Consider the following 19276-nt stretch of genomic DNA (forward strand, 5'->3'; position numbering starts at 1 on the left):
ACGATAAAGCGGGCCGCTGTTGATGTCGGCTCCGGGCCTGGCATATGGGCCCTTGGGGGATCATTGCGCTCATCTGTGTGTCGACATGCAGCGGCTGTTCGCCGAGCCGTCGGAATGGGCGACACCCTGGATCACCCGTGTCCTTCCCCGGATCGTCAGCCTTGCCGAAAGATATCCTTCACAAACGATCTTTACGCGCTTCCTTCCGGCGCGAAGCCCGGGGCAGGGCGCCGGCACCTGGAAGCGGTACTATGAACGCTGGGCATCGATGACCATCGACAGGATCGGCGAGGAGATGATCGAACTCCTGCCGCCGCTGTCGGCATGCTGCCCGCCGGCGATCGTCGTCGACAAGCACATCTATTCACCGTGGCCCGAAGGCCGTTTGCACGCGCTGCTTTCATCTCGCCGGATCGACACTCTGGTTATCACGGGCGGCGAGACCGACGTCTGCGTTCTGGCGACGGTGCTTGGCGCGATCGATATCGGCTACCGCGTGGTTCTGGTGACGGATGCCTTGTGCAGCTCTTCGGATGCAACACACGACGCGCTGATGACCGTCTATCATCAGCGGTTCGCGCAGCAGGTCGAAACGGTCGAGATGGAGACGGTTCTTTCCAACTGGACCTGATCTCGAAGCAATGTCCAGGTCAGGCGCTCAGGTCGATCAAGGCGATGCCGAGATCGGCGTGTCTCCTGCGGCGCAGATGAGTGGGGGACTCGACCAGTGTGACCTCCAGCGTCGGTCGCACGACGCCGCCCAGCAGATGTCCGCCCCGCGTCGCTCCGTCGCTCAGTCCGAGCACGGCATGCAAGTGAAGGCTGGGCTTGCCCTCATCGCCCACGGCAATATCGCCGATCGCGCTGAGAACCTCGCACTGTTCGTTGACCGGTATCTTGCGATAGTCCTTTGCCTCGAAGTCGAACCAGCCGACGGCTGCTCGCTCGAACGCGCCGAGTGCCGTCAGCGATGCGCCGTCGATCTGTTCTTCGCTGGCAAAGGCAGTGAGCGCGCCAATCGCCTCCTCGCCAGGCTCCAGCACCACCACGAAGGTCCTCTGTCCCGCGACTTTCGAAACCAGTTTCGATTTCATTGCCGTTGTCCTGTAGCCAAGGCGCAGAAACCTTGGCGGTGAATTTTCAGGCCGGCCCACTTATTTGAACGAACCGTTCGCGTCCTTGTTCCATATTGCGGCAGGCTTGTGACGTCGAAGCGACCGGCTAATATCCGAACGCCTACCCCTCAGCCTTGAAGTTCTTGGCTTCCTTTTTCACCTCTTTCCTGTCGTTGTTGTGCTTGCGGATGAGATCTTTCGCCTGCTTGGGCGAAACGTCGGTCGTTTCGGCCAGATGCACGGCTTCGCGATCTTCGTCCTGTGGCCGGATCTTTTCCTTGGCCATCGGTCTGTCTCCTTTTTTCCGTGTCATGGGACGTAACCAGACAAGGGCCGCCCGGTTCCATGAAACTGCCCTGCTCGAGGGAGCGCCTGCCTCGGCAGAAGCTATTTCGCGGAGGAACTCGACTTCGGGGAGCGCAGCAAAAGTGCGAGCGGCACGAGAAGGGCGGTCGCGATCGCCGAGTAGCGAAACAAGTCCACGTAAGCCAGAAGCGTCGCCTGCCGGCCTATCGTCTGGCCAATCCAGCCGACCGCCTGGACTTTCGCCTCGACCGCGGGCGAGCCCTGAGCGACGAAATAGTCCGTCATGCGCCGAAGCATCTGCTGATAGACAGGCGAGGACTGCGCCGTGTTTCCGATCAGATGGGATTGGTGCAGCTGCGCGTTCTGCGCCACGACGGTGTTGGAGAGCGATACGCCGACGCTGCCGCCGATATTGCGTGCGACATTGATCAGCGCCGAGGCCTGATTGGTCTTTTGCGGCGGTAGGCCGACATACGCGGCCGTCGAAATGGGGATGAACAGGAAGGGAAGCCCTACCGTGATGAAAATGCGGGCATAGGTGAAATAGCTGAAACCGGCATCCGGCGACAGTGAGGTCAGATGCCACAACCCGACGGCAACCGCCGACATGCCGATCATGATCAGGTATTTCGGCTGCACGAAGCCGGAGGCGAAGCCGGAAATCGGCATCAGCATCAGCATGGCGATGCCGCCGGGCATCATCGAAAGCCCCGAAAGCGTCGCGGTATAGTCGAAGGTGGTCTGCTGGAGCTGCGGCAATATCTGCGTGGTGCTGAACAGCACCGCGCCGACCGCCAACATCACCAGGAAGGATGTGCCGAACTGGCGGGTGAAAACCAGCCGCATGTCGACGATCGGATCGCGATGGCGAAACTCCCAGGGGATCAGGAAAAGGAAAGAGACGGCCGAGATCACGGCGAATGTCGTGATGAAGCCCGACGCAAACCAGTCATTGCGCTGGCCCTCGTCAAGGAAGATCTCAAGGGATCCGAGCGCCAGCACGACGAAAATGAAGCCGACCCAGTCGATCTTCAGGCCACCCTTCAGCCTCTCCTGCCGCTCGCGCTCCAGCACGTCGGGTTCGACCAGCAGCCATTGCACAAGGGCCAACGACATGATGCCGAACGGCACGTTGATGAAGAAGATCCAGTGCCAGGAGAAATGATCGGTCAGCCAGCCGCCGATGGTCGGCCCGACCGTCGGTGCCACAATCACGGCGATGCCGTAGAGGGCAAAGGCCTGCGAGCGTTTTTCGGGCGGGAAGGTGTCGGCGAGGATCGACTGCTCGCTGGGCGCCATCCCACCGCCGCCCAGTCCCTGGAGGATGCGAAACAGGATCAGCATTTCCAGGTTCGGCGCCAGGCCGCAGAGCAGCGAGGCGAGCGTGAAGGTGGCGACGCAGATCATGTAATAGCGTTTGCGACCGATCACGCCGGCGAGCCAGCCGCTGATCGGGATGACGACGGAATTGGCGACCAGATAGGTGGTGATGATCCAGGTGCTTTCGTCCATTCCGGCCGCGAGGCTGCCCGCTATGTTGCGCAGCGCCACATTGGCAATGGAGGTATCGAGCACCAGCATGAAGGTGGCGATGGAGACGACGACGGCGATAAGCCAGGGATTGCGCCCGCCGGCGGCGGACCGGCTTTCGCCGGCTTGCGCGGTCGCCTGGCCGGTCATCGCACCTTGACCGTCGGCACCACGGACATGCCGGGCCCGAGCAGCAGGCCGGTCTTCTTGTCGAAGACGATCTTCACGGGCACGCGCTGCACCACCTTGACGAAATTGCCGGTCGCGTTCTCCGCGGGCAACAGGCTGAAGGCGGTTCCACTGCCGGCCTGGATGCTGTCGACGTGGCCCCTGAAGGTCTGCTCCGGATAGGCGTCGATATTGATCTCGACGGGCTGGCCAGGCCGCATTAGGTCGAGTTGTGTTTCCTTGAAGTTGGCCTTCACCCACACGTCTTCGGGCACGAACATCATCAGCACTTGCCCCGGTTGGGCATATGCGCCCACGGCGGCGGATATGTTCGTCGCCCGTCCGGCCACCGGAGCGGTGATCGCGGTACGGGAAAGCGCGGTGCGGGCCTGCTCTTCGCTGGCATGGGCCTGGTCGAGTTTTGCCGCGGCGCTCTTGCGCTGAGCCTCAAGGACGGCGACTTGTCTCCGGGCGGCCACGACGTTCGCCTGCGAACTGTCGAGCGTCGCCTGGGCCTGGCGAAGCGTCGAGGCAGCCTGTTGCGCCTGCTGCAGCGTTCCGGTTCCCTTGGCGAGCAATTCGCTGTTGCGCTGATTTTCGGCCTTGGCGAAATCAAGCGCTGCCCGGCCTTGCGACACCTGCTTTTCGGCCTGGTCCACCTTGGCCTGCTGCGCTTCGATCTGGGCTGCAATGTCGGCGGTTTCGGCGTCGGCCTGCGCCACCTGCGCCTGAGCCTGCTTGAGGGATGCCTGATAATCCCTGTCGTCGATGCGCAGCAGGACGTCGCCGGCCTTTACGCTCTGGTTGTCGGTTACCGCCACATCGGTGATGCGGCCGGCGATTTCGGCGCCTATGGTTACGGTGCGGGCGTCGATGAAGGCGTCATCGGTCCATTCATACTGTCGCGCCTGGAGCCACCAGATGATCACTGCGGCCGCCGCCAGCAGCAGAACAAGGATGACCGCCGCGGTGACGTAGGGGTGCCGCCTGAGTGAGCCGAACAGGCCCTCTTTTTTCCCGGAGGAAGCATCGGAGTCCTGTTTTGCTTGTGGGCGCGACGAGGCGCCCTTCGGTCGTGAATCGGGGCGCCGCTTTGTTTGAGGTCTTTCGTCGACTGGTGCGACGTCTGGAGAGTTCGTGTCCACGTTAGCGGTCCGCGGTAGGGTTGGTGCGGCAAAAGCCGCGTACTGGAAGGACGTAAATCAACGGATCCGCGTCCGAGAAAGTTCCTGTTTCAGATCGAGTGTTTGTGGCCGCCCGCGCTAAGCGAAGCGCAGCAGCACCATCACCAGGACGATGCCGACAAGTCCCGCAATGAAGATGATACGGCGCGTTCGCGTTCGCAGGATAATCTCGCCTTGCCGCGCATCCTCTGCGGAAAAGACAGGCCCCTCCTTGTCGGGATCGTTGCTCATGAGTTGCTCCTTCCGACGAATTTGGAGTGTCTCAGGCAGCTAAAACCTGCTCATCCCGGCAAGGTTCCCCACAAATCGCCGGGCCGGCGGCCGGGATCACGCTTTACCAGCCGAAAAGCGCAAGCCAGTCCGGTTCAGGCGCGATCAGTCCGCCGGCAACGCATAAGCGATCACGTCGTCGCCGACCTTCGTCTCCATGAAATGATGACCGCCGGGCGCGATGACGACATATTGCCGCCCGCCGACCTCATAGGTCATCGGGGTGGTCTGACCGCCGGCCGGCAGGTCCGTCTGCCAGACCACCTTGCCGGTCCTGATATCGATGGCGCGCAGCTTGTCGTCCGTCGCCGCCGCGATGAAGATCAGGCCGCCGGCGGTCACGAGCGGCCCGCCATTGTTGGGCGTGCCAATATCCAACGGCAACATGGATGGGATGCGCCAGGGGCCATTCTCGACCGCCTCGCCAAGCGGCTTGTCCCAGAGCGTCTTGCCCGTCTTCAGCTCGATGGCCCGGATATGGCCATAAGGCGGCTCGGAACAAAGCAGCCCCGTCGAGAGGCGCCAGCCCGCGTTGACGGCAATGGCGTAGGGCGATCCCATCTGCGGGTCACCCATGTCCTTGGCTCTTTTCGAAGCGCCACCCTGTTCGATCGACCTGAAGCCGATCTGGTCCGCCTTCTGGCGCGGTATCAACTGATTGTAGTTGGGCATGTCGTTGTAATTGGCGACCAGGATGCCGGCATCGGTATCGACGGCGACACTTCCCCAGTCGGAGCCACCATTGTAGCCGGGATATTCGATGAACGGCTTGTCCACCGTCGGGGGCGTATATTCGCCTTGGTAGGAAGCCTGCCGGAACTGGATGCGGCAGTAGAGCTGGTCGAGCGGACTCATGCCCCACATGTCCTTCTCGGTCAGCACAGGCTGGTCGAGATGCGCATAGCCGGAATAGGGCTGCGTCCTGGACAATTTCTCTGGTTCGACGCCGCCCGACGGCACCGGCCGTTCCTCGACGGGGAACAGCGATTTTCCGGTCTTGCGGTCGAGCACGTAGATCTGGCCCTGCTTGCTGGGCACGATGATTGCGGGAACCTTTCCATTGGCTGACGGAAAATCGACGAGCGTCGGCTGCGAACCGAGGTCGTAGTCCCAAAGGTCGTGATGGACGGTCTGAAAATGCCAGACCGGCTTGCCCGTCGTGACATCGACGGCGACGATTGAGGAGTTGTATTGGTTTTCGAAGTCCTTGCGATCGACACCATAATAGTCGACGGCGGCGTTGCCGAGCGGCAGGAAGACATAGCCGAGCTGCGGATCGGCGGCGGCTACGGTCCACATGTTGGGCGTGCCGCGCGTGTAGGTATCGCCCTGGGGCGGTGCGCCGGTGCGGTCCGGATGGCCCATGTCCCAAGCCCAGACTAGTCTCCCCGACATCACGTCATAGCCGCGCACGACGCCTGACGGGGCATCCTCGGCCTGGCCGTCCTGCACCTGAGCGCCAAGCACGGCAATGCCGCGCACGATGGTCGGAGGCGCCGTCACCGAATACCAGCCGGGCACGGTTTTGCCGAGCCCCTGGGTGAGATCGACGACGCCCTGCTGGCCGAAATCGCCACATGCCTTCCCGGTCCTGGCGTCGATGGCAATCAGCCTCGCATCGAGCGTGCCCCACAGGATGCGTGTTGCGCATGGTCGATCGGCGCTTGCGCCCGGAACGGCGTAGTAGGCGACGCCCCGGCAACTGGCGCCGTATGGGATGGCGGCGTCGGACACCTTCGGATCATAGCGCCACTCCTCCCTGCCGGTTGCCGCATTGGCCGAGATGACGATGCCCTTGGCCGAACATGCAAACAGGTGCCCGTCCACTTCGAGGGGGGTGTTTTCCGCGGAGTATTTGTCGGTCGCCGCCTTGCTAGGCATATCGCCCGTGTGGAAATCCCAAACTTTGGTCAGCTTCGCGACGTTGTCGGCGGTGATCTGTTTGAGAGGCGAATAGCGGGTGGCAAGTTCCGAGCCGCCATAGACGGGCCAATTCGGTCCAGCCTGGTGTATCGCGACATCGGGCTGAGGGCTGACCGGAACCTGACCAGATGCGCTTCCTGCGGCCGGTGGCGTGACCGGGGCAACCGGGGATGCCTCCTGGGATTGTGCCGAGGGCGTGAAATGCTGAAGCCCGATCGCGCAGCCAACAATGAAAAGGGCAACGGATGCGGTCGCGCAGCCGCGGTCGCGAACCCGTTTCGCGCGCCCGGCGCGGAAGGCGGGCAAGGTCAAAAGAACGAAGATCAGGATGACCGTGGGCGCGAGTACACGGGGCATCAACCCCCAGCCGTCCATGCCGACTTCCCAATAAGCCCAGGCGAGCGTCGCGATCCAGGTCAGGACGTAGAGCCAGACTCCGGCGGCATTGCCGCTCAAAAGCAAAACCCCCGCCGCCAGGAGAGCCACCCCGGTGGGCAAATAGTACCAGGAGCCGCCCAGCGCGACGAGCCAGGCGCCGCCTGCGCCAATCAGCAAACCAAGTGTTGCCAGCAGCACACCCACGAACATGGTCCACCAGAAGGCGACGCCGGAGCGACGCCTGCCGGCGAGATTCGGATTGGCAGAAGTCATGACAGCATTTCCATTACGACAGGCTCATGATTGTTTCGAACGCTGGCCGTCTCGCATGGTTGCGATCGGTCGCGGTTTTCGAGGGCGCTCCCAACTCACCATTTTGTGAGCGTTCCGCGTTGACGGAACCTTTGTCGCTTTGCCGCCGTTAGGCGCTCGATCCAAAAGCTTGTTCCAAGCGAAAAATCGGCGAGGATGCCGCAGGTCTTTTCCAGCAACGCCAATGGGATTGCCCGCTTTTTTCTGTGGGGTGTTTGCTGTTTCGCGCTTCTGGCGGCCGTCGGCGGCACGGCGTTTTTGCGTTCAGGGTTCGTTACCGGCGTGGGGCAACCCGTGGCCCAGGCCGTTCCCTTCAGCCACAAGCATCATGTCGGCGATATCGGACTGGACTGTCGTTATTGCCACAACGGGGTCGAGACGTCAGCCTCGGCGGGACTGCCGGCAACGGAAGTGTGCATGACCTGTCATTCGCAGCTCTTCACCGCTGCCGAGATGTTGGCGCCGGTGCGCGCAAGTCTCGCTTCGGGACAGCCGCTGCAATGGCAGCGGGTCAATGCGGTGCCGGATTTCGTTTACTTCAACCACTCCATCCATATCGCCAAGGGCGTCGCCTGCGAGACCTGCCATGGCGCGGTTGACGAGATGCCGCTGACGCGACGGGCGCATTCGTTGTCGATGGAGTGGTGCCTTGGCTGCCACCGCGACCCAGGTCCCAACCTTCGCCCGCCGCAAGACGTTTTCCTGATGCACTGGAAGCCGCCTGACGACATCGAGCAGATCCGGCGTTCCCTGATCGGCGTGCTCGACATTCATCCCGAGACGATGACGGATTGCTATGTCTGCCACCGTTGACCGAAACCCGGCTTTCGATCTTGCGGCATTGCGGCTCGCCGCGGCGGGGCGCGAGCCATGGCGAAGCCTGGACGAACTGGCTGACACGGTGGAATTCCAGCGCTTTGTGGAGGCGGAATTCCCCGCGATGGCCGATCGCCTTCAGCCTGGCTTCGACCGGCGTACCGTCTTGAAACTGATGGGGGCATCGCTGTCGCTGGCCGGGCTGACCGCCTGCAGCGAGGCCGAGCGCATCGTGCCTTATGTCCGCCAGCCGGAGAATATCATCCCCGGCCGGCCGCTCTACTACGCGACAGCCCTCTCCAGCGATGGCTACGGCATCGGAGCCGTGATCGAGAGCCATGAAGGCCGGCCGACAAAGGTCGAGGGCAACCCGGATCATCCGGCATCGCGCGGCGCCACCGATGCCGTCATGCAGGCGGCGGTGTTGTCGCTGTTCGATCCCGAGCGGTCTCGCACGCCGCTCAGGAAGGGCGAGCCGGCGAGTTACGACGAGTTCCTGAAAGAGATCGCCGAATTGGCTGGTGGATTCCTCGCTTCAGGCGGGCAAGGGCTGGCACTGCTGCTCGAAGCGACGACCTCGCCGACGACGAAGGTGCAGATCGCGGCGCTGAGGGCGCACTATCCCAGAGTTCGTGTCTTCCGCCACGATCCGCTTGCCGCCAATTCCGGTGAACAGGCAACGGGTACATTGTTCGGCAGGCCGTTGACGGCGATCTACCGTTTCGACCGCGCCGATGTGATCGTCAGCCTGGATGCCGATTTCCTGGGCGATGGCCCGGGGCGCCTGGCCTATGCTCGTGATTTCGCGCAGCGGCGGCGGGTGCGCAAATCGACGGACACGATGAGCCGCCTCTATGTCGTCGAGGCGACTCCGACCATCACGGGTGCCGCCGCCGACCATCGCCGCGCCGTCAGGCCAAGCGCCGTCGCAAGCGTCGCGGCGGCAATCAAGGCCGCTCTCGAGGGCAACAATGCGGCGGCCGGCTTATCGCCGCTCGGTCCGGAATGGACAAATGCGCTTGCCGACGATCTGCGCGGCGCCGGCCGCAACGCGCTCGTGGTGCCCGGGGCGCACCAGGCACCGTCCGTGCATGCCTTGGCCCTCGCGATGAATGCCAGGCTTGGCGCCCTTGGCAACACGCTGCAATTGATCGAGCCGCCTGATGCCATGCCGATCGATGGCGATCTTGCCGCGCTCTGCCGGGCCATCATGGACGGTTCAGTCGACAAGGCCGTCGTGCTTGGCGCCAATCCCTTGCACACGGCGCCATCGGACATCGATGCGCGGAAAACTTTTTCGAGCCTGAAGCTTCTTGTTCATTGGGGGCTCTATCGCGATGAGACCGCGTTTCTGGCTCAATGGCATATTCCGGCCGCGCATGAGTTGGAGAGCTGGAGTGATATCCGGGCCTATGACGGTACGGTCTCGATCGTGCAGCCGCTCATTGAGCCTCTGTTCGGCGGCAAGAGCCTGCATCAGTTGCTTGCCGCGCTGGGCGGTGAATTCGGCGCCGATGCGCAGGCAGCGGTGCGCCGGACGTGGGCCGCCATGGACGAGGTGGCCTGGCGCAAGGCGCTGCGCGACGGCATCGTGCCGAACACTGCTGCTGGTCCCGCTGTCGTTTCGGCACCGCCGGATAGCGATGGCTCGGCACCCAATGCCGCCGCCAAAGGGTTGGAGGTTCGCTTCGTCGCCGATCCCTGGCTTCGCGACGGCCGCCACGCCAATTCATCCTGGCTTCAGGAATTGCCCAGGCCGCTAAGCAAGCTCGTCTGGGGCAATGCGGCGCTGGTGTCGCCAGCCACCGCGCAGCGCCTGGGGCTCGAAAGCGGGCAGGTGGTCAACCTGGCACGAGGCGGCAAGGATCTGGACGCACCGGTCTGGATCACGCCGGGGCAGCCTGACGACACGGTGACGCTGTCGCTCGGTTTTGGACGCAAGGCCGGCTCGGTGGCGGCACTCGCTGGCGGCTACGATGCCTTCGCGATCCGGACCAGCGATGCGCCATGGTTTGCCGACAATGTCGTCCTGACCCCACGCGGCGGTTCGGCGCGCGTGGTGACGACCCAGCATCATCAGGCGATGGAGGGCAGGGCGATCATCCGCCATGCCTCCCTCGATGCGTTCAGGGCAAATCCCCATTTCGTGCGCGACGGCGTGCCGCCAGCGCCCATGGAATCGCTCTACCCCGACTGGAACTACGACCAGGAAGCCTGGGGCATGTCGATCGACCTGTCGGCTTGCATCGGCTGCATGGCCTGCGTTTCGGCCTGTCAGGCTGAGAACAACATCGCGACGGTGGGGCCGGACGAGGCGGCACTCGGCCACGAAATGCACTGGCTGCGCATCGACCGCTACTATGCGGGCGGGGTCGACGATCCGGACACCTTCTTCCAGCCGGTGCCGTGCATGCATTGCGAGAAGGCGCCGTGCGAGGTGGTCTGTCCGGTCAATGCGACCATCCATACGCATGACGGGCTGAACGCGCAGGTTTATAACCGCTGCATCGGCACGCGCTACTGCTCGCAGAACTGTCCCTACAAGGTTCGGCGGTTCAATTTCCTGGAGTACCAGGAGTTCGACAAGGACAGCGCGGGGCCGGAGCAGGCCGTCCACAATCCCGATGTCACCGTGCGTTCGCGCGGCGTCATGGAAAAATGCAGCTACTGCGTACAGCGCATTTCGCAAAAACGGATCCGCGCCCAGATCGAGAACCGGGAGATCGAGGACGGTGAAATCGTCACCGCCTGCCAGCAGGCGTGCCCGACACAAGCCATCACCTTCGGCGATCTCAACAGGAAGGATTCGCAGGTCGTCCAGGAAAAGGCCTCGCCGCACAATTACGCGCTGCTGGAAGAACTGAACACAAGGCCGCGCACCACCTATCTGGGCAAGGTCAGCAACCCGAACGACCGGCTCGCCGCGGCATCCGGCGCGGAGGGCGGCGATGGCTGACGTGGCCGCCCGCAGGACGAGCAAAGGCGTGACACCTGTGCTGCGCGGGCGTCACGATTTTCCAGAGATCAGCGGCCGTATCAGCGCGGTGGTCCTGCAAGGGAAGCTGCCGCGTTTCTTCTGGTCGGCGTTCTTCGTCTGCTTCGCCTTCGTATTGCTGTTCCTCTACTCCATCACCTACCTGGTCTCGGTCGGCGTCGGCGCCTATGGGGTCAACGTTCCCGTGGTCTGGGGCACGATGATCTCGAGTTTCGTGTGGTGGATCGGCATTGGCCATGCCGGCACGCTGATCTCGGCGGTGCTGCTGCTGCTGCGCCAGCCCTGGCGCGCCTCGATCAACCGCTTCGCCGAAGCGATGACGCTGTTTGCCGTGGCGATGGCCGGCCTTTACCCGATCCTGCATCTTGGCCGGCCGTGGTTCTTCTATTGGCTGCTGCCCCTGCCCAACACCCACATGCATTGGCCGCAATGGCGCAGCCCGCTGGTCTGGGACTTCGCCGCGATTTCCACCTACGCCACCGTCTCGCTGCTGTTCTGGTACACGGGACTGCTGCCCGATCTCGGCGTGCTGCGCGACCGGGCGAAGTCGCGCGCCGGGCAACTTTTCTACGGCATACTGGCGCTTGGCTGGCGCGGCTCGGCCTATCATTGGGCGCGCTATCGGACGGTCTATTTCCTGATGGCGGCGCTCGCGACACCGCTGGTCGTCTCGGTGCATTCGATCGTCGCTCTCGATTTCACCTTCGCCATCACGCCGGGCTTCCATTCGACGATCTTCCCGCCCTATTTCGTCGCCGGCGCGCTCCTCTCCGGCTTCGCCATGGTGCTGACCATCGCCATTCCCTTGCGCTGGGCATTCGCTGTGGAGGACCTGATCACGCCGCGCCACATGGACAACGCCGCCAAACTGATGATCGCGGCTGGCATGATCGTCATCTACGGCTATGCGTCGGAAGCGTTCTTCTCCTGGTATTCGGGTGAGCCTTACGAGCGCGCGATGATGGTCCAGCGCGCCGTCGGCCCTTATGCACCGCTGTTCTGGACCATGCTCTTCTGCAATTGCGCGGTGCTGCAACTGCTTTGGTTTCGCCGCGTGCGATCCAATATGCCGCTGCTGTTTTCGATCGCGCTGGTCATCAACATCGGCATGTGGCTTGAGCGCTACATCATCGTGGTGACCGGCCCGAGCCGCGACTACCTGCCGTCGTCCTGGGGCGAGCAGTCGCTGACCTGGCTCGATTTCGGCATCCTGTTCGGATCGATCGGCACCTTCTTCGCGCTTGTCTTCCTGTTCATCCGCATCCTGCCGGCGATCACCATCTTCGAGGTCGAGGAACTGGCCGAGCAGAAAGGCCGCGCGGCATGAGCGTCCATGGCGTCATCGCGGCTTTCGCCGATCCGGATGCGCTGACCAGGGCGGCGCAAACGATGCGCGACAAGGGCTACCGGCATATGGATGCGTTCTCGCCGTTCGAGGTGCATGGCCTGATAGACATATTGGGCATGCGAAAGACACGGTTGCCGTGGGTCATGTTGGCCGGTGGCGTCGCCGGCGGCGTGCTGGCCTATGCATTGATCTTTTATTCCGTCGAGATCGACTATCCGGTCAATGTCGGCGGCCGGCCGCTGCATTCCTGGCCGCCGTTCACGGTCATCGCCTTTGAAGTTGCGATCCTGGCCAGCGTGTTTGCCGGCTTCTTCGGCATGCTGGCCGCGAACCGGCTGCCGCAATACTATCACCCCGTCTTCAACGCCCAGAGCTTTACCTACGCGCGCGGCGGCAAGTTCTACCTGCTGATCGAGGCCACCGACCCGAAATACCGCAAGGGCGTCACTAAGGGGCAGTTGACACGGCTTGGCGCCGAGACGGTCGAGGAGGTGGCGACATGAACCCGCGGCTGCTTTTGCCGGTTTGCCTGCTCCTCGGCGCCTGCAAGCAGGACATGGCCGACCAGCCTCGCTACGATCCGCTCGAAAACAGCAGAGAGTTCGCCGATGGCATGTCGGCGAGGACACCGGTCGAAGGCACGGTGACGCGCGACGCCGACCTGGCGGCGACGCCGGACAAATTCCCGTACCCGATCACCATGGCGCTGCTTCAGCGTGGGCAGCAACGCTTCGATATATTCTGCTCTCCCTGCCACGGCCGCACCGGCGACGGGCACGGGATGGTGGTCAGGCGCGGTTTCCCGCCGCCTCCGACCTATCATCAGGATGCCCTTCGCAAGGCGCCGGACCGGCATTTCTACGACGTCATCACAAACGGCTACGGTGCGATGTATCCCTATGCCGCGCGTGTCGAGCCGCGGGACCGCTGGGCGATCGTGGCCTACATCCGGGCGCTGCAATATTCGCGTCATGCTGCGGCCGGCAGGCTGCCCGAATCCCTTCGCGCGAAACTCGATGCGGAGGCGGCACGATGAAGCGCGCCGCCCGGCCCGACGGCCACCTCGTCCTGCTGCTCGCAGCGGCTGCCGCGGGGCTCTCTCTGTGCGCGGCCGGGCTGTTCGTCGCCCCGCGCGCGACACTGGCCGGCTGGCTGATGACGGCGGTATTCCTGCTCGGATTGCCGCTCGGTGCAATGACCCTGCTCATGGTGCACGGGCTGACCGGCGGGCGCTGGGGCGACGCGTTGCGGCCGCCGCTGCGGGCGGCCGTCGCGACCTTGCCTGTCGCGCTGCTGTTGATGCTGCCGGTGCTTGCGCGGTCCGATCTGGTCTTTCCCTGGGCAGGAGCCGACCCGGCGCTGACGGAAGTGGCGCGCCAGAAACTGACCTATCTCAACGTGCCATTCTTCGTCGTTCGTTTCATCGCCTGTGCTCTCGTCTGGCTGGCGCTGGCCTGGCTTGTACTTGGCTGGACGGCGCCCGGTTCGGAAAGGGTTGCAAGCAGGCCTGGCGGCGGCTACGCCATCGGGCTCGTCGCGCACGGCTTTGCTGTGACGGTGTTTGCCATCGACTGGATGATGTCGATAGAGCCGGATTTCTACTCCACCATCTATGCGATGCTCGAAGCGGCGGCCGAGGTCGTCGGCGTGTGCGGGCTGGCGCTGGCGGTGCTTTCGGCGGGCCGCGCGATCAAGTCGGCGCCGGGTGGCGAGGAGGACGTGGCGCTCGGCGAAGACCTCGCCAACATGATGTTCGGCTTCATGCTCATCTGGGCCTATATGGCATTCATGCAGTGGCTGGTCGTCTGGGGCGGCGACCTGCCCGACGAAATCCATTGGTATGTCATTCGTGGTCGAAATGGCTGGCAGTATCTGCTTTGGCTGCTGATCGCGCTGCAATTTGCCTTGCCCTTCGCCGGTTTCCTGAACCGCTCCGTCAAGCGCAGCCGCGTTGGCCTGATAGGGCTCGGCGTGCTCCTGCTGACCGGACATTTCGCCGATGTCGCCTGGCGCATCCGCCCGCCTTTGTCCGTCTTCGGTGCAGGAGTGTCGTGGCCGGATCTCGCGGCAATTGCCGGCGCAGGCGGCATCTGGTGCGGATGCTTCGTCTATGTCTGGACCAGGCCGGATCGCATCGCTGTCTGGCGCGGGAGGCTGGCCCGTGGCTAAGGTCGTGCGTCATCCCGAAACACGCGATGTCTGGCCGAGGGCGCTCGTGCTCATTGGCCTCGGCCTGGTTGTCTTCCTGGCGCTCGCCGCGCTTGGGCTGAGACTGATTTTCGATACGGCCCCGTTCTGGCCACTTGCGGGCACGCAGATGAAGGGCAGCGCCGCAGGTCCCGCCTTGCAGCATTTTCCCGGGGCCGATCTTGCCGCGTTCCGTCAGCAGGAAGACCGTGAACTCGACACGCTTGGCTGGGTCGACCGCAATGGCGGCATCGCGCGCATTCCGATCGACGACGCCATGAAGCTGGTCGCCGCGCAGGGGCTGCCGGACTGGGCGGGAGCGCCCGCTGCGGCCGGTAAGGACTGCGCCTTGCTCGAAGGCCAGGTTCCGCGTGCGCCGCAGGCCGGCATTTGCCGCGCCAATGCGGACGCGGCGCAGCCAAACGCCACGACGCCGCAGCACCAGGCCGCACCGGCCACGGGGGCGAGGCCATGAGGCGTTCGGTCCTGCCGCTCGTGCTCCTGGCTGCAATGACCGCCGGCGTGTGCGCGCGGCCGGCTTTCGACCCGCAGATCGGCGCGCAGCTCAGCCTCGACACGGTCTTCCGCGAGGCTTCGGGCGGTCGGCAGACGCTTTCCGGCATCCTCGGCGGGCGGCCGGCGCTGCTCATCTTCGGTTACGACAAATGCCCCAACCTCTGCGGCGTGACCCAGCAGGCGGTTGCCTCGGATCTGAACAAGACCGGCCTCGATCCTGCGACCTACCATGCTCTCTTCGTCTCGATAGATGCTTCCGAGACCAGCGCGGATGCGGCGTCGGTGCGAACCGAGGTCGGGCGTTCCGCCGGTCAGGCAGGGTTGTCCGCGTGGCGCTTCCTGACCAGCGAGGATGGCGCTGGCGCGGCCCTTGCCGCGGAGGCCGGGATCACATTCGATCGGCGCGACCGGATCTCGCAATATGTCCACCCGATCGCGGTCATCGCGCTGACGCCGCAGGGCCGGATCGCGCAAGTCCTTCCGGCGCTGAGTTTCGAGCCGAGGGACCTCAGGCTTGCCCTGGTCGAGGCGTCGGCCGGGCGGCTTGGCTCCATCGCCGATCACGTCTTTCTGCTGTGTGCCGGCTTCGACGCGTCAAAGGGCCAGTACACGCCAGCGATCTGGGCAGTCGTGAAAGTGACAGGCATGGCGACGCTGCTTGGCCTTGGCGTCACCATCCTCGTACTTTCGCGAAGGAGGCCGATTTGACGTTCGGCATCCCCTTTACGCCGCCGCAGGCCTCCTCGATTGCCAGCAGTGTCGACGCGCTGTTCTACGTGCTGCTTGCCTTCACCGTCGCGCTGGGCGTCTTCCTGACCAGCCTGGTCGTTTTCTACGCCGTCAAATATCGCGCCGGCTCCAAGGTGGAGCGAACGGGGGAGCGTGCGCGCAGCACGCCGCTCGAGGTCACCTGGACAGTCGCCAGCCTGCTGATCGCTTTCACCATCTTCGGATGGGGAGCCGTGCTGTTCCTGCGCCGCGAGCACCCACCGCTCGACGCGCTCGAGATCGCCGGCCTCGGCAAGCAATGGATGTGGGAGTTCCGTCATCCCGGCGGTCAGCGTGAAATCAACGAACTGCATGTGCCGGTCGGCAAGGCGGTGATCGTGTCGCTGGCATCACAGGACGTGATCCACTCATTCTTCGTACCTGCCTTCCGGGTCAAGCAGGACGCGGTGCCGGGACGCACCACGCATGTCTGGTTCATCGCCAGCGAGCCTGGACGGTATCATTTGTTCTGCGCGCAATATTGCGGCACCCAGCATTCGGAGATGGGCGGCTGGGTGACCGTGATGCCGCCGCAAGAGTATGCGGCGTGGCTGGGCAACCAGGGCCAGGGCGAAACGCTTGCCGCTGACGGCGAAAAACTCTTCCGCGCGCTCGGCTGCTCCGGCTGTCATGGCAATTCCAGCAAGGTGAGGGCGCCGGATCTGGCCGGGGTCTTCGGACGGCCGGTAGCCCTGGACAATCAACAGACCGTCATTGCCGACGAACGCTATCTGCGCGATTCCATCCTCAATCCGAAGAAGGAGATCGCCGCAGGATATGAGCCCGTGATGCCGAGTTTCGACGGTCTTGTCGACGAGCAGGAGTTGCAGATGCTGTTGGCTTACCTGAAATCCCTGTCACCGCGAGCAACCAGGGAAAGCGGGGCGACCCAATGAGCAGGCAAGCCTTGGCGCCTTCGAGCTATCTGCATGGGGAGGCCGGACCTGCCGCCTGGCTCCTGACCACCGACCACAAGCGCGTCGCCTGGCTCTACCTGATGTCGCTGACGGCATTCTTCTTTCTTGGCGGCGCCTTCGCCGTGATGATGCGGATCGAACTCGCGTCGCCTGCGGGCGATCTGGTGTCGGACGATGTCTATAACAGGCTGTTTTCCCTGCATGGCATCATCATGGTGTGGTTCTTCCTGGTGCCGTCGATCCCCGCGACGCTCGGCAATTTCCTGCTGCCGCTGATGATCGGCGCGCGCGATCTCGCTTTTCCGCGGCTCAATCTCGCCAGCTGGTACGTGTTCATCTTCGGCAGCGCCTTTGCCCTGGCCGCGGTGCTCGCCGGCGGGGTCGACACGGGGTGGACCTTCTACACGCCGCTCTCGACGCTCTATGCCAACGGCTTCGTATCGATGGCCGCGCTGGGCGTCTTCATCGTCGGCTTCTCGACTATCATGACCGGCATCAATTTCATCGTCACCGTCCACACGCTGCGGGCGCCGGGGCTGACCTGGTTCAGGCTGCCGATCTTCGTCTGGACGATGTATGCCACCGCGCTGGTCATGGTGCTGGCGACGCCGGTGCTGGCCGCCTCGCTGATCCTGATCGTGCTGGAGCGTGCCTTCGGTATCGGCATCTTCAATCCCGCTCTGGGCGGCGACCCGCTGCTGTTCCAGCATCTGTTCTGGTTCTACTCGCACCCCGCGGTCTACATCATGATCCTGCCCGGCATGGGCGTTGTTTCCGAAGTGCTGCCCTGCTTCAGCAAGCGCCCGCTGTTCGGCTACAAGGCGGTGGCAATGTCGTCGATGGCGATTGCCGTGTTCGGCTTCCTGGTCTGGGGGCACCATATGTTCGTATCAGGCCAGTCGGCCTATGCCGGCATCGTGTTCTCGTTCCTGTCGTTCTGCGTCGCCATCCCCTCGGCGATAAAGGTGTTCAACTGGACCCTGACGCTGCGCAAGGGCGAGATCACTTTCGAGACGCCCATGCTTTATGCGCTGTTTTTCCTGGCGCTGTTCACTTTCGGGGGGCTGGCCGGCCTGTTCCTGGCCGCTCTCGCCGTCGACGTCCACGTTCATGACACCTATTTCGTCGTGGCGCATTTCCATTACATCATGGTCGGCGGCATGGTGACGGCCTATATGGCGGGGTTGCATTTCTGGTGGCCGAAGATCACCGGCCGCGTCTATTCCGAAACCTGGGGCCGCATCGCCGCCACCGTGACCTTCCTCGGCTTCAACCTGACTTTCTTTCCGCAATTCGTGCTCGGTTTTCTCGGCATGCCGCGGCGCTATCACACCTATCCGCCAGAGTTTCAGTTCTGGCACGTATTGTCCTCCGCCGGTGCCGTCGTGCTGGCCGTCGGCTACCTCATGCCACTGCTCTATCTCGGCTGGTCGCTGTTTCGCGGCGCGCGGGCGCCGGCCAACCCGTGGGGCGCGACCGGCCTTGAATGGCAGACGGCTTCGCCGCCGCCCCCACATAATTTCGACACCATGCCCGTGGTCAGGCGGCCGGCCTATGACTATGCCATGAAAGGGCTGAGGCACGAGACGTTCAGCCCGCACAGGGACGAAGCCTCATGAGCGGGCCGACCGAAAGCATTGCCTTCGACACGCGGGCCCGCGAGAAGGCGGCCGATGCGTTCGGCATGTGGATTTTCATCGGCTCCGAGGCGATGCTGTTTGGCGCGATCGTGCTGGTGTTCCTCTACGCCCGATTAAGCTATGGTGCGGCATTCGCCGCGGCGTCGCAACATCTGTCATTGCCACTCGGCACGCTGAATACGGCGGTTCTGATCACCAGCAGTTTCGCGATGGCACTTGCCCATATGTTCACCGTGGCGCGGCGTTGGCGGCCCGCCTTCTGGGCCCTGATGTCCACGAGCCTGCTTGGCTGCATGTTCCTGGTGATCAAGGCGATCGAATACGGCAAGGAATTCAGCGAGGGCCTGGCGGCGGTGCTTGGCGCGCCATTCAGCTTCGCAGGCCCCGATCCGGCCCATGCCGAGTTCTTCTTCGCGCTCTATTTCGCCATGACATCGCTGCACGCGCTGCATCTGATAGGCGGCATCGCGGTGATCGCCGGCATGCTGTTGCTCTGGCCGGGGACCGCGCAGGCCAGCCGGGCGCGCCGCGTGCAGGCGATCGGACTCTACTGGCATTTCGTCGACATCGTCTGGGTGTTCCTGTTCCCGGTCCTCTATCTGATCAACCGGACCTGACGACGATGAGCGACCTCGCCAAGCTCACATTCGCCTATCTCGCGCTGCTCGCCTTGCTGGCGCTTACCGTCGGCTCTTCGTTTGTCGACCTCGGCGGATTCAATTCCGCGATCAACCTCGCCGCGGCGGCTGCCAAGACAGTGGTGATCGCGCTGCTGTTCATGCATCTTGCGGGCGAGGGCATCCTCCCCAGGCTTGCGGTCGCTGCGGTGGGCCTGTGGCTGGCCATTCTCTTCGGCCTGACCCTGATCGGGCAATAGCCTGGGCTTAGTAGAGCGGTTCTGTG

At 63.7% G+C, this 19276-nt stretch carries 19 protein-coding genes; 13 read left to right on the plus strand and 6 right to left on the minus strand.

Annotated features, from left to right (window positions below; genetic code table 11):
• Positions 1-22 precede the first annotated feature (22 nt).
• Positions 23-631, plus strand: coding sequence for a cysteine hydrolase (locus FJ964_RS07190; RefSeq protein ID WP_140549738.1), 609 nt, complete (start codon positions 23-25; stop codon positions 629-631).
• Positions 632-650: 19 nt separating this feature from the next.
• Here the strand turns inward: FJ964_RS07190 and FJ964_RS07195 are convergent, their stop codons facing one another.
• The 6 genes from FJ964_RS07195 to FJ964_RS07215 form a co-directional block, all read right to left on the minus strand.
• A complete protein-coding gene (locus FJ964_RS07195; RefSeq protein WP_140549739.1) occupies positions 651-1094 on the minus strand; it encodes a PPC domain-containing DNA-binding protein in 444 nt (147 codons plus the stop codon).
• Between the two features lie 142 nt (positions 1095-1236).
• A complete protein-coding gene (locus tag FJ964_RS30930) occupies positions 1237-1401 on the minus strand; it encodes a hypothetical protein (RefSeq protein WP_181169370.1) in 165 nt (54 codons plus the stop codon).
• Between the two features lie 101 nt (positions 1402-1502).
• On the minus strand, positions 1503-3101 hold the full coding sequence (locus tag FJ964_RS07200) for a DHA2 family efflux MFS transporter permease subunit (RefSeq protein ID WP_140549740.1): 1599 nt from the start codon (positions 3099-3101) through the stop codon (positions 1503-1505).
• Positions 3098-4264, minus strand: a complete 1167-nt coding sequence (locus FJ964_RS07205) for an HlyD family secretion protein (protein ID WP_140549741.1) — start codon at positions 4262-4264, stop codon at positions 3098-3100. Before FJ964_RS07205 ends, FJ964_RS07200 begins: the two co-directional genes overlap by 4 nt.
• 117 nt (positions 4265-4381) lie before the next feature.
• Positions 4382-4534, minus strand: coding sequence for a peptide ABC transporter permease (locus tag FJ964_RS07210; protein ID WP_140549742.1), 153 nt, complete (start codon positions 4532-4534; stop codon positions 4382-4384).
• A 144-nt stretch (positions 4535-4678) separates the two neighbouring features.
• A complete protein-coding gene (locus FJ964_RS07215) occupies positions 4679-7147 on the minus strand; it encodes a membrane-bound PQQ-dependent dehydrogenase, glucose/quinate/shikimate family (RefSeq protein ID WP_140549743.1) in 2469 nt (822 codons plus the stop codon).
• A gap of 333 nt (positions 7148-7480) precedes the next feature.
• Between FJ964_RS07215 and FJ964_RS07220 the strand changes: the two genes are divergently transcribed.
• From FJ964_RS07220 to FJ964_RS07275, 12 genes are read left to right on the plus strand one after another with little or no spacing between them, the layout of a single operon-like run.
• The gene (locus tag FJ964_RS07220) at positions 7481-7999 is read left to right on the plus strand and encodes a cytochrome c3 family protein (RefSeq protein ID WP_224713178.1); all 519 of its coding nucleotides are present in this window, start codon (positions 7481-7483) and stop codon (positions 7997-7999) included.
• Entirely contained in the window at positions 7983-10958 is a 2976-nt protein-coding gene (locus FJ964_RS07225) for a TAT-variant-translocated molybdopterin oxidoreductase (RefSeq protein WP_140549745.1), read from the plus strand. The genes FJ964_RS07220 and FJ964_RS07225 overlap by 17 nt, the downstream gene beginning before the upstream one ends.
• Positions 10951-12324 carry an NrfD/PsrC family molybdoenzyme membrane anchor subunit gene (gene nrfD, locus FJ964_RS07230; RefSeq protein WP_140549746.1) on the plus strand — a complete coding sequence of 458 codons (1374 nt, stop codon included), beginning with the start codon at positions 10951-10953 and terminating at the stop codon, positions 12322-12324. Before FJ964_RS07225 ends, nrfD begins: the two co-directional genes overlap by 8 nt.
• Entirely contained in the window at positions 12321-12848 is a 528-nt protein-coding gene (locus FJ964_RS07235; protein ID WP_140549747.1) for a DUF3341 domain-containing protein, read from the plus strand. Before nrfD ends, FJ964_RS07235 begins: the two co-directional genes overlap by 4 nt.
• A complete protein-coding gene (locus tag FJ964_RS07240; RefSeq protein ID WP_140549748.1) occupies positions 12845-13381 on the plus strand; it encodes a cytochrome c in 537 nt (178 codons plus the stop codon). The genes FJ964_RS07235 and FJ964_RS07240 overlap by 4 nt, the downstream gene beginning before the upstream one ends.
• The gene (locus FJ964_RS07245; RefSeq protein ID WP_140549749.1) at positions 13378-14514 is read left to right on the plus strand and encodes a hypothetical protein; all 1137 of its coding nucleotides are present in this window, start codon (positions 13378-13380) and stop codon (positions 14512-14514) included. The genes FJ964_RS07240 and FJ964_RS07245 overlap by 4 nt, the downstream gene beginning before the upstream one ends.
• Positions 14507-15007 carry a hypothetical protein gene (locus tag FJ964_RS07250; protein WP_140549750.1) on the plus strand — a complete coding sequence of 167 codons (501 nt, stop codon included), beginning with the start codon at positions 14507-14509 and terminating at the stop codon, positions 15005-15007. The genes FJ964_RS07245 and FJ964_RS07250 overlap by 8 nt, the downstream gene beginning before the upstream one ends.
• Positions 15004-15756, plus strand: a complete 753-nt coding sequence (locus FJ964_RS07255) for an SCO family protein (protein WP_140549751.1) — start codon at positions 15004-15006, stop codon at positions 15754-15756. The genes FJ964_RS07250 and FJ964_RS07255 overlap by 4 nt, the downstream gene beginning before the upstream one ends.
• The gene (coxB, locus tag FJ964_RS07260) at positions 15753-16712 is read left to right on the plus strand and encodes a cytochrome c oxidase subunit II (RefSeq protein ID WP_140549752.1); all 960 of its coding nucleotides are present in this window, start codon (positions 15753-15755) and stop codon (positions 16710-16712) included. The genes FJ964_RS07255 and coxB overlap by 4 nt, the downstream gene beginning before the upstream one ends.
• A complete protein-coding gene (ctaD, locus tag FJ964_RS07265; RefSeq protein ID WP_140549753.1) occupies positions 16709-18352 on the plus strand; it encodes a cytochrome c oxidase subunit I in 1644 nt (547 codons plus the stop codon). Before coxB ends, ctaD begins: the two co-directional genes overlap by 4 nt.
• Complete coding sequence (locus FJ964_RS07270) at positions 18349-18990, plus strand: cytochrome c oxidase subunit 3 (protein ID WP_140549754.1); 642 nt, start codon at positions 18349-18351, stop codon at positions 18988-18990. The genes ctaD and FJ964_RS07270 overlap by 4 nt, the downstream gene beginning before the upstream one ends.
• Positions 18991-18995: 5 nt before the next feature.
• A complete protein-coding gene (locus FJ964_RS07275) occupies positions 18996-19250 on the plus strand; it encodes a cytochrome C oxidase subunit IV family protein (RefSeq protein ID WP_140522223.1) in 255 nt (84 codons plus the stop codon).
• The last annotated feature ends 26 nt before the right edge of the window (positions 19251-19276 follow it).

Origin of the sequence: Mesorhizobium sp. B2-3-2, assembly GCF_006442295.1 — a bacterium.
Taxonomy (GTDB): Bacteria; Pseudomonadota; Alphaproteobacteria; order Rhizobiales; family Rhizobiaceae; genus Mesorhizobium.

Excerpts from the sequence above, each read along its gene's own strand:
- FJ964_RS07190 (WP_140549738.1), top strand. The coding sequence starts at position 23 with ATGTCGGCTCCGGGCCTGGCATATGGGCCCTTGGGGGATCATTGCGCT.
- FJ964_RS07195 (WP_140549739.1), bottom strand. The coding sequence starts at position 1,094 with ATGAAATCGAAACTGGTTTCGAAAGTCGCGGGACAGAGGACCTTCGTG.
- FJ964_RS30930 (WP_181169370.1), bottom strand. The coding sequence starts at position 1,401 with ATGGCCAAGGAAAAGATCCGGCCACAGGACGAAGATCGCGAAGCCGTG.
- FJ964_RS07200 (WP_140549740.1), bottom strand. The coding sequence starts at position 3,101 with ATGACCGGCCAGGCGACCGCGCAAGCCGGCGAAAGCCGGTCCGCCGCC.
- FJ964_RS07210 (WP_140549742.1), bottom strand. The coding sequence starts at position 4,534 with ATGAGCAACGATCCCGACAAGGAGGGGCCTGTCTTTTCCGCAGAGGAT.
- FJ964_RS07215 (WP_140549743.1), bottom strand. The coding sequence starts at position 7,147 with ATGACTTCTGCCAATCCGAATCTCGCCGGCAGGCGTCGCTCCGGCGTC.
- FJ964_RS07225 (WP_140549745.1), top strand. The coding sequence starts at position 7,983 with ATGTCTGCCACCGTTGACCGAAACCCGGCTTTCGATCTTGCGGCATTG.
- nrfD (WP_140549746.1), top strand. The coding sequence starts at position 10,951 with ATGGCTGACGTGGCCGCCCGCAGGACGAGCAAAGGCGTGACACCTGTG.
- FJ964_RS07235 (WP_140549747.1), top strand. The coding sequence starts at position 12,321 with ATGAGCGTCCATGGCGTCATCGCGGCTTTCGCCGATCCGGATGCGCTG.
- FJ964_RS07240 (WP_140549748.1), top strand. The coding sequence starts at position 12,845 with ATGAACCCGCGGCTGCTTTTGCCGGTTTGCCTGCTCCTCGGCGCCTGC.
- FJ964_RS07245 (WP_140549749.1), top strand. The coding sequence starts at position 13,378 with ATGAAGCGCGCCGCCCGGCCCGACGGCCACCTCGTCCTGCTGCTCGCA.
- FJ964_RS07255 (WP_140549751.1), top strand. The coding sequence starts at position 15,004 with ATGAGGCGTTCGGTCCTGCCGCTCGTGCTCCTGGCTGCAATGACCGCC.
- ctaD (WP_140549753.1), top strand. The coding sequence starts at position 16,709 with ATGAGCAGGCAAGCCTTGGCGCCTTCGAGCTATCTGCATGGGGAGGCC.
- FJ964_RS07270 (WP_140549754.1), top strand. The coding sequence starts at position 18,349 with ATGAGCGGGCCGACCGAAAGCATTGCCTTCGACACGCGGGCCCGCGAG.
- FJ964_RS07275 (WP_140522223.1), top strand. The coding sequence starts at position 18,996 with ATGAGCGACCTCGCCAAGCTCACATTCGCCTATCTCGCGCTGCTCGCC.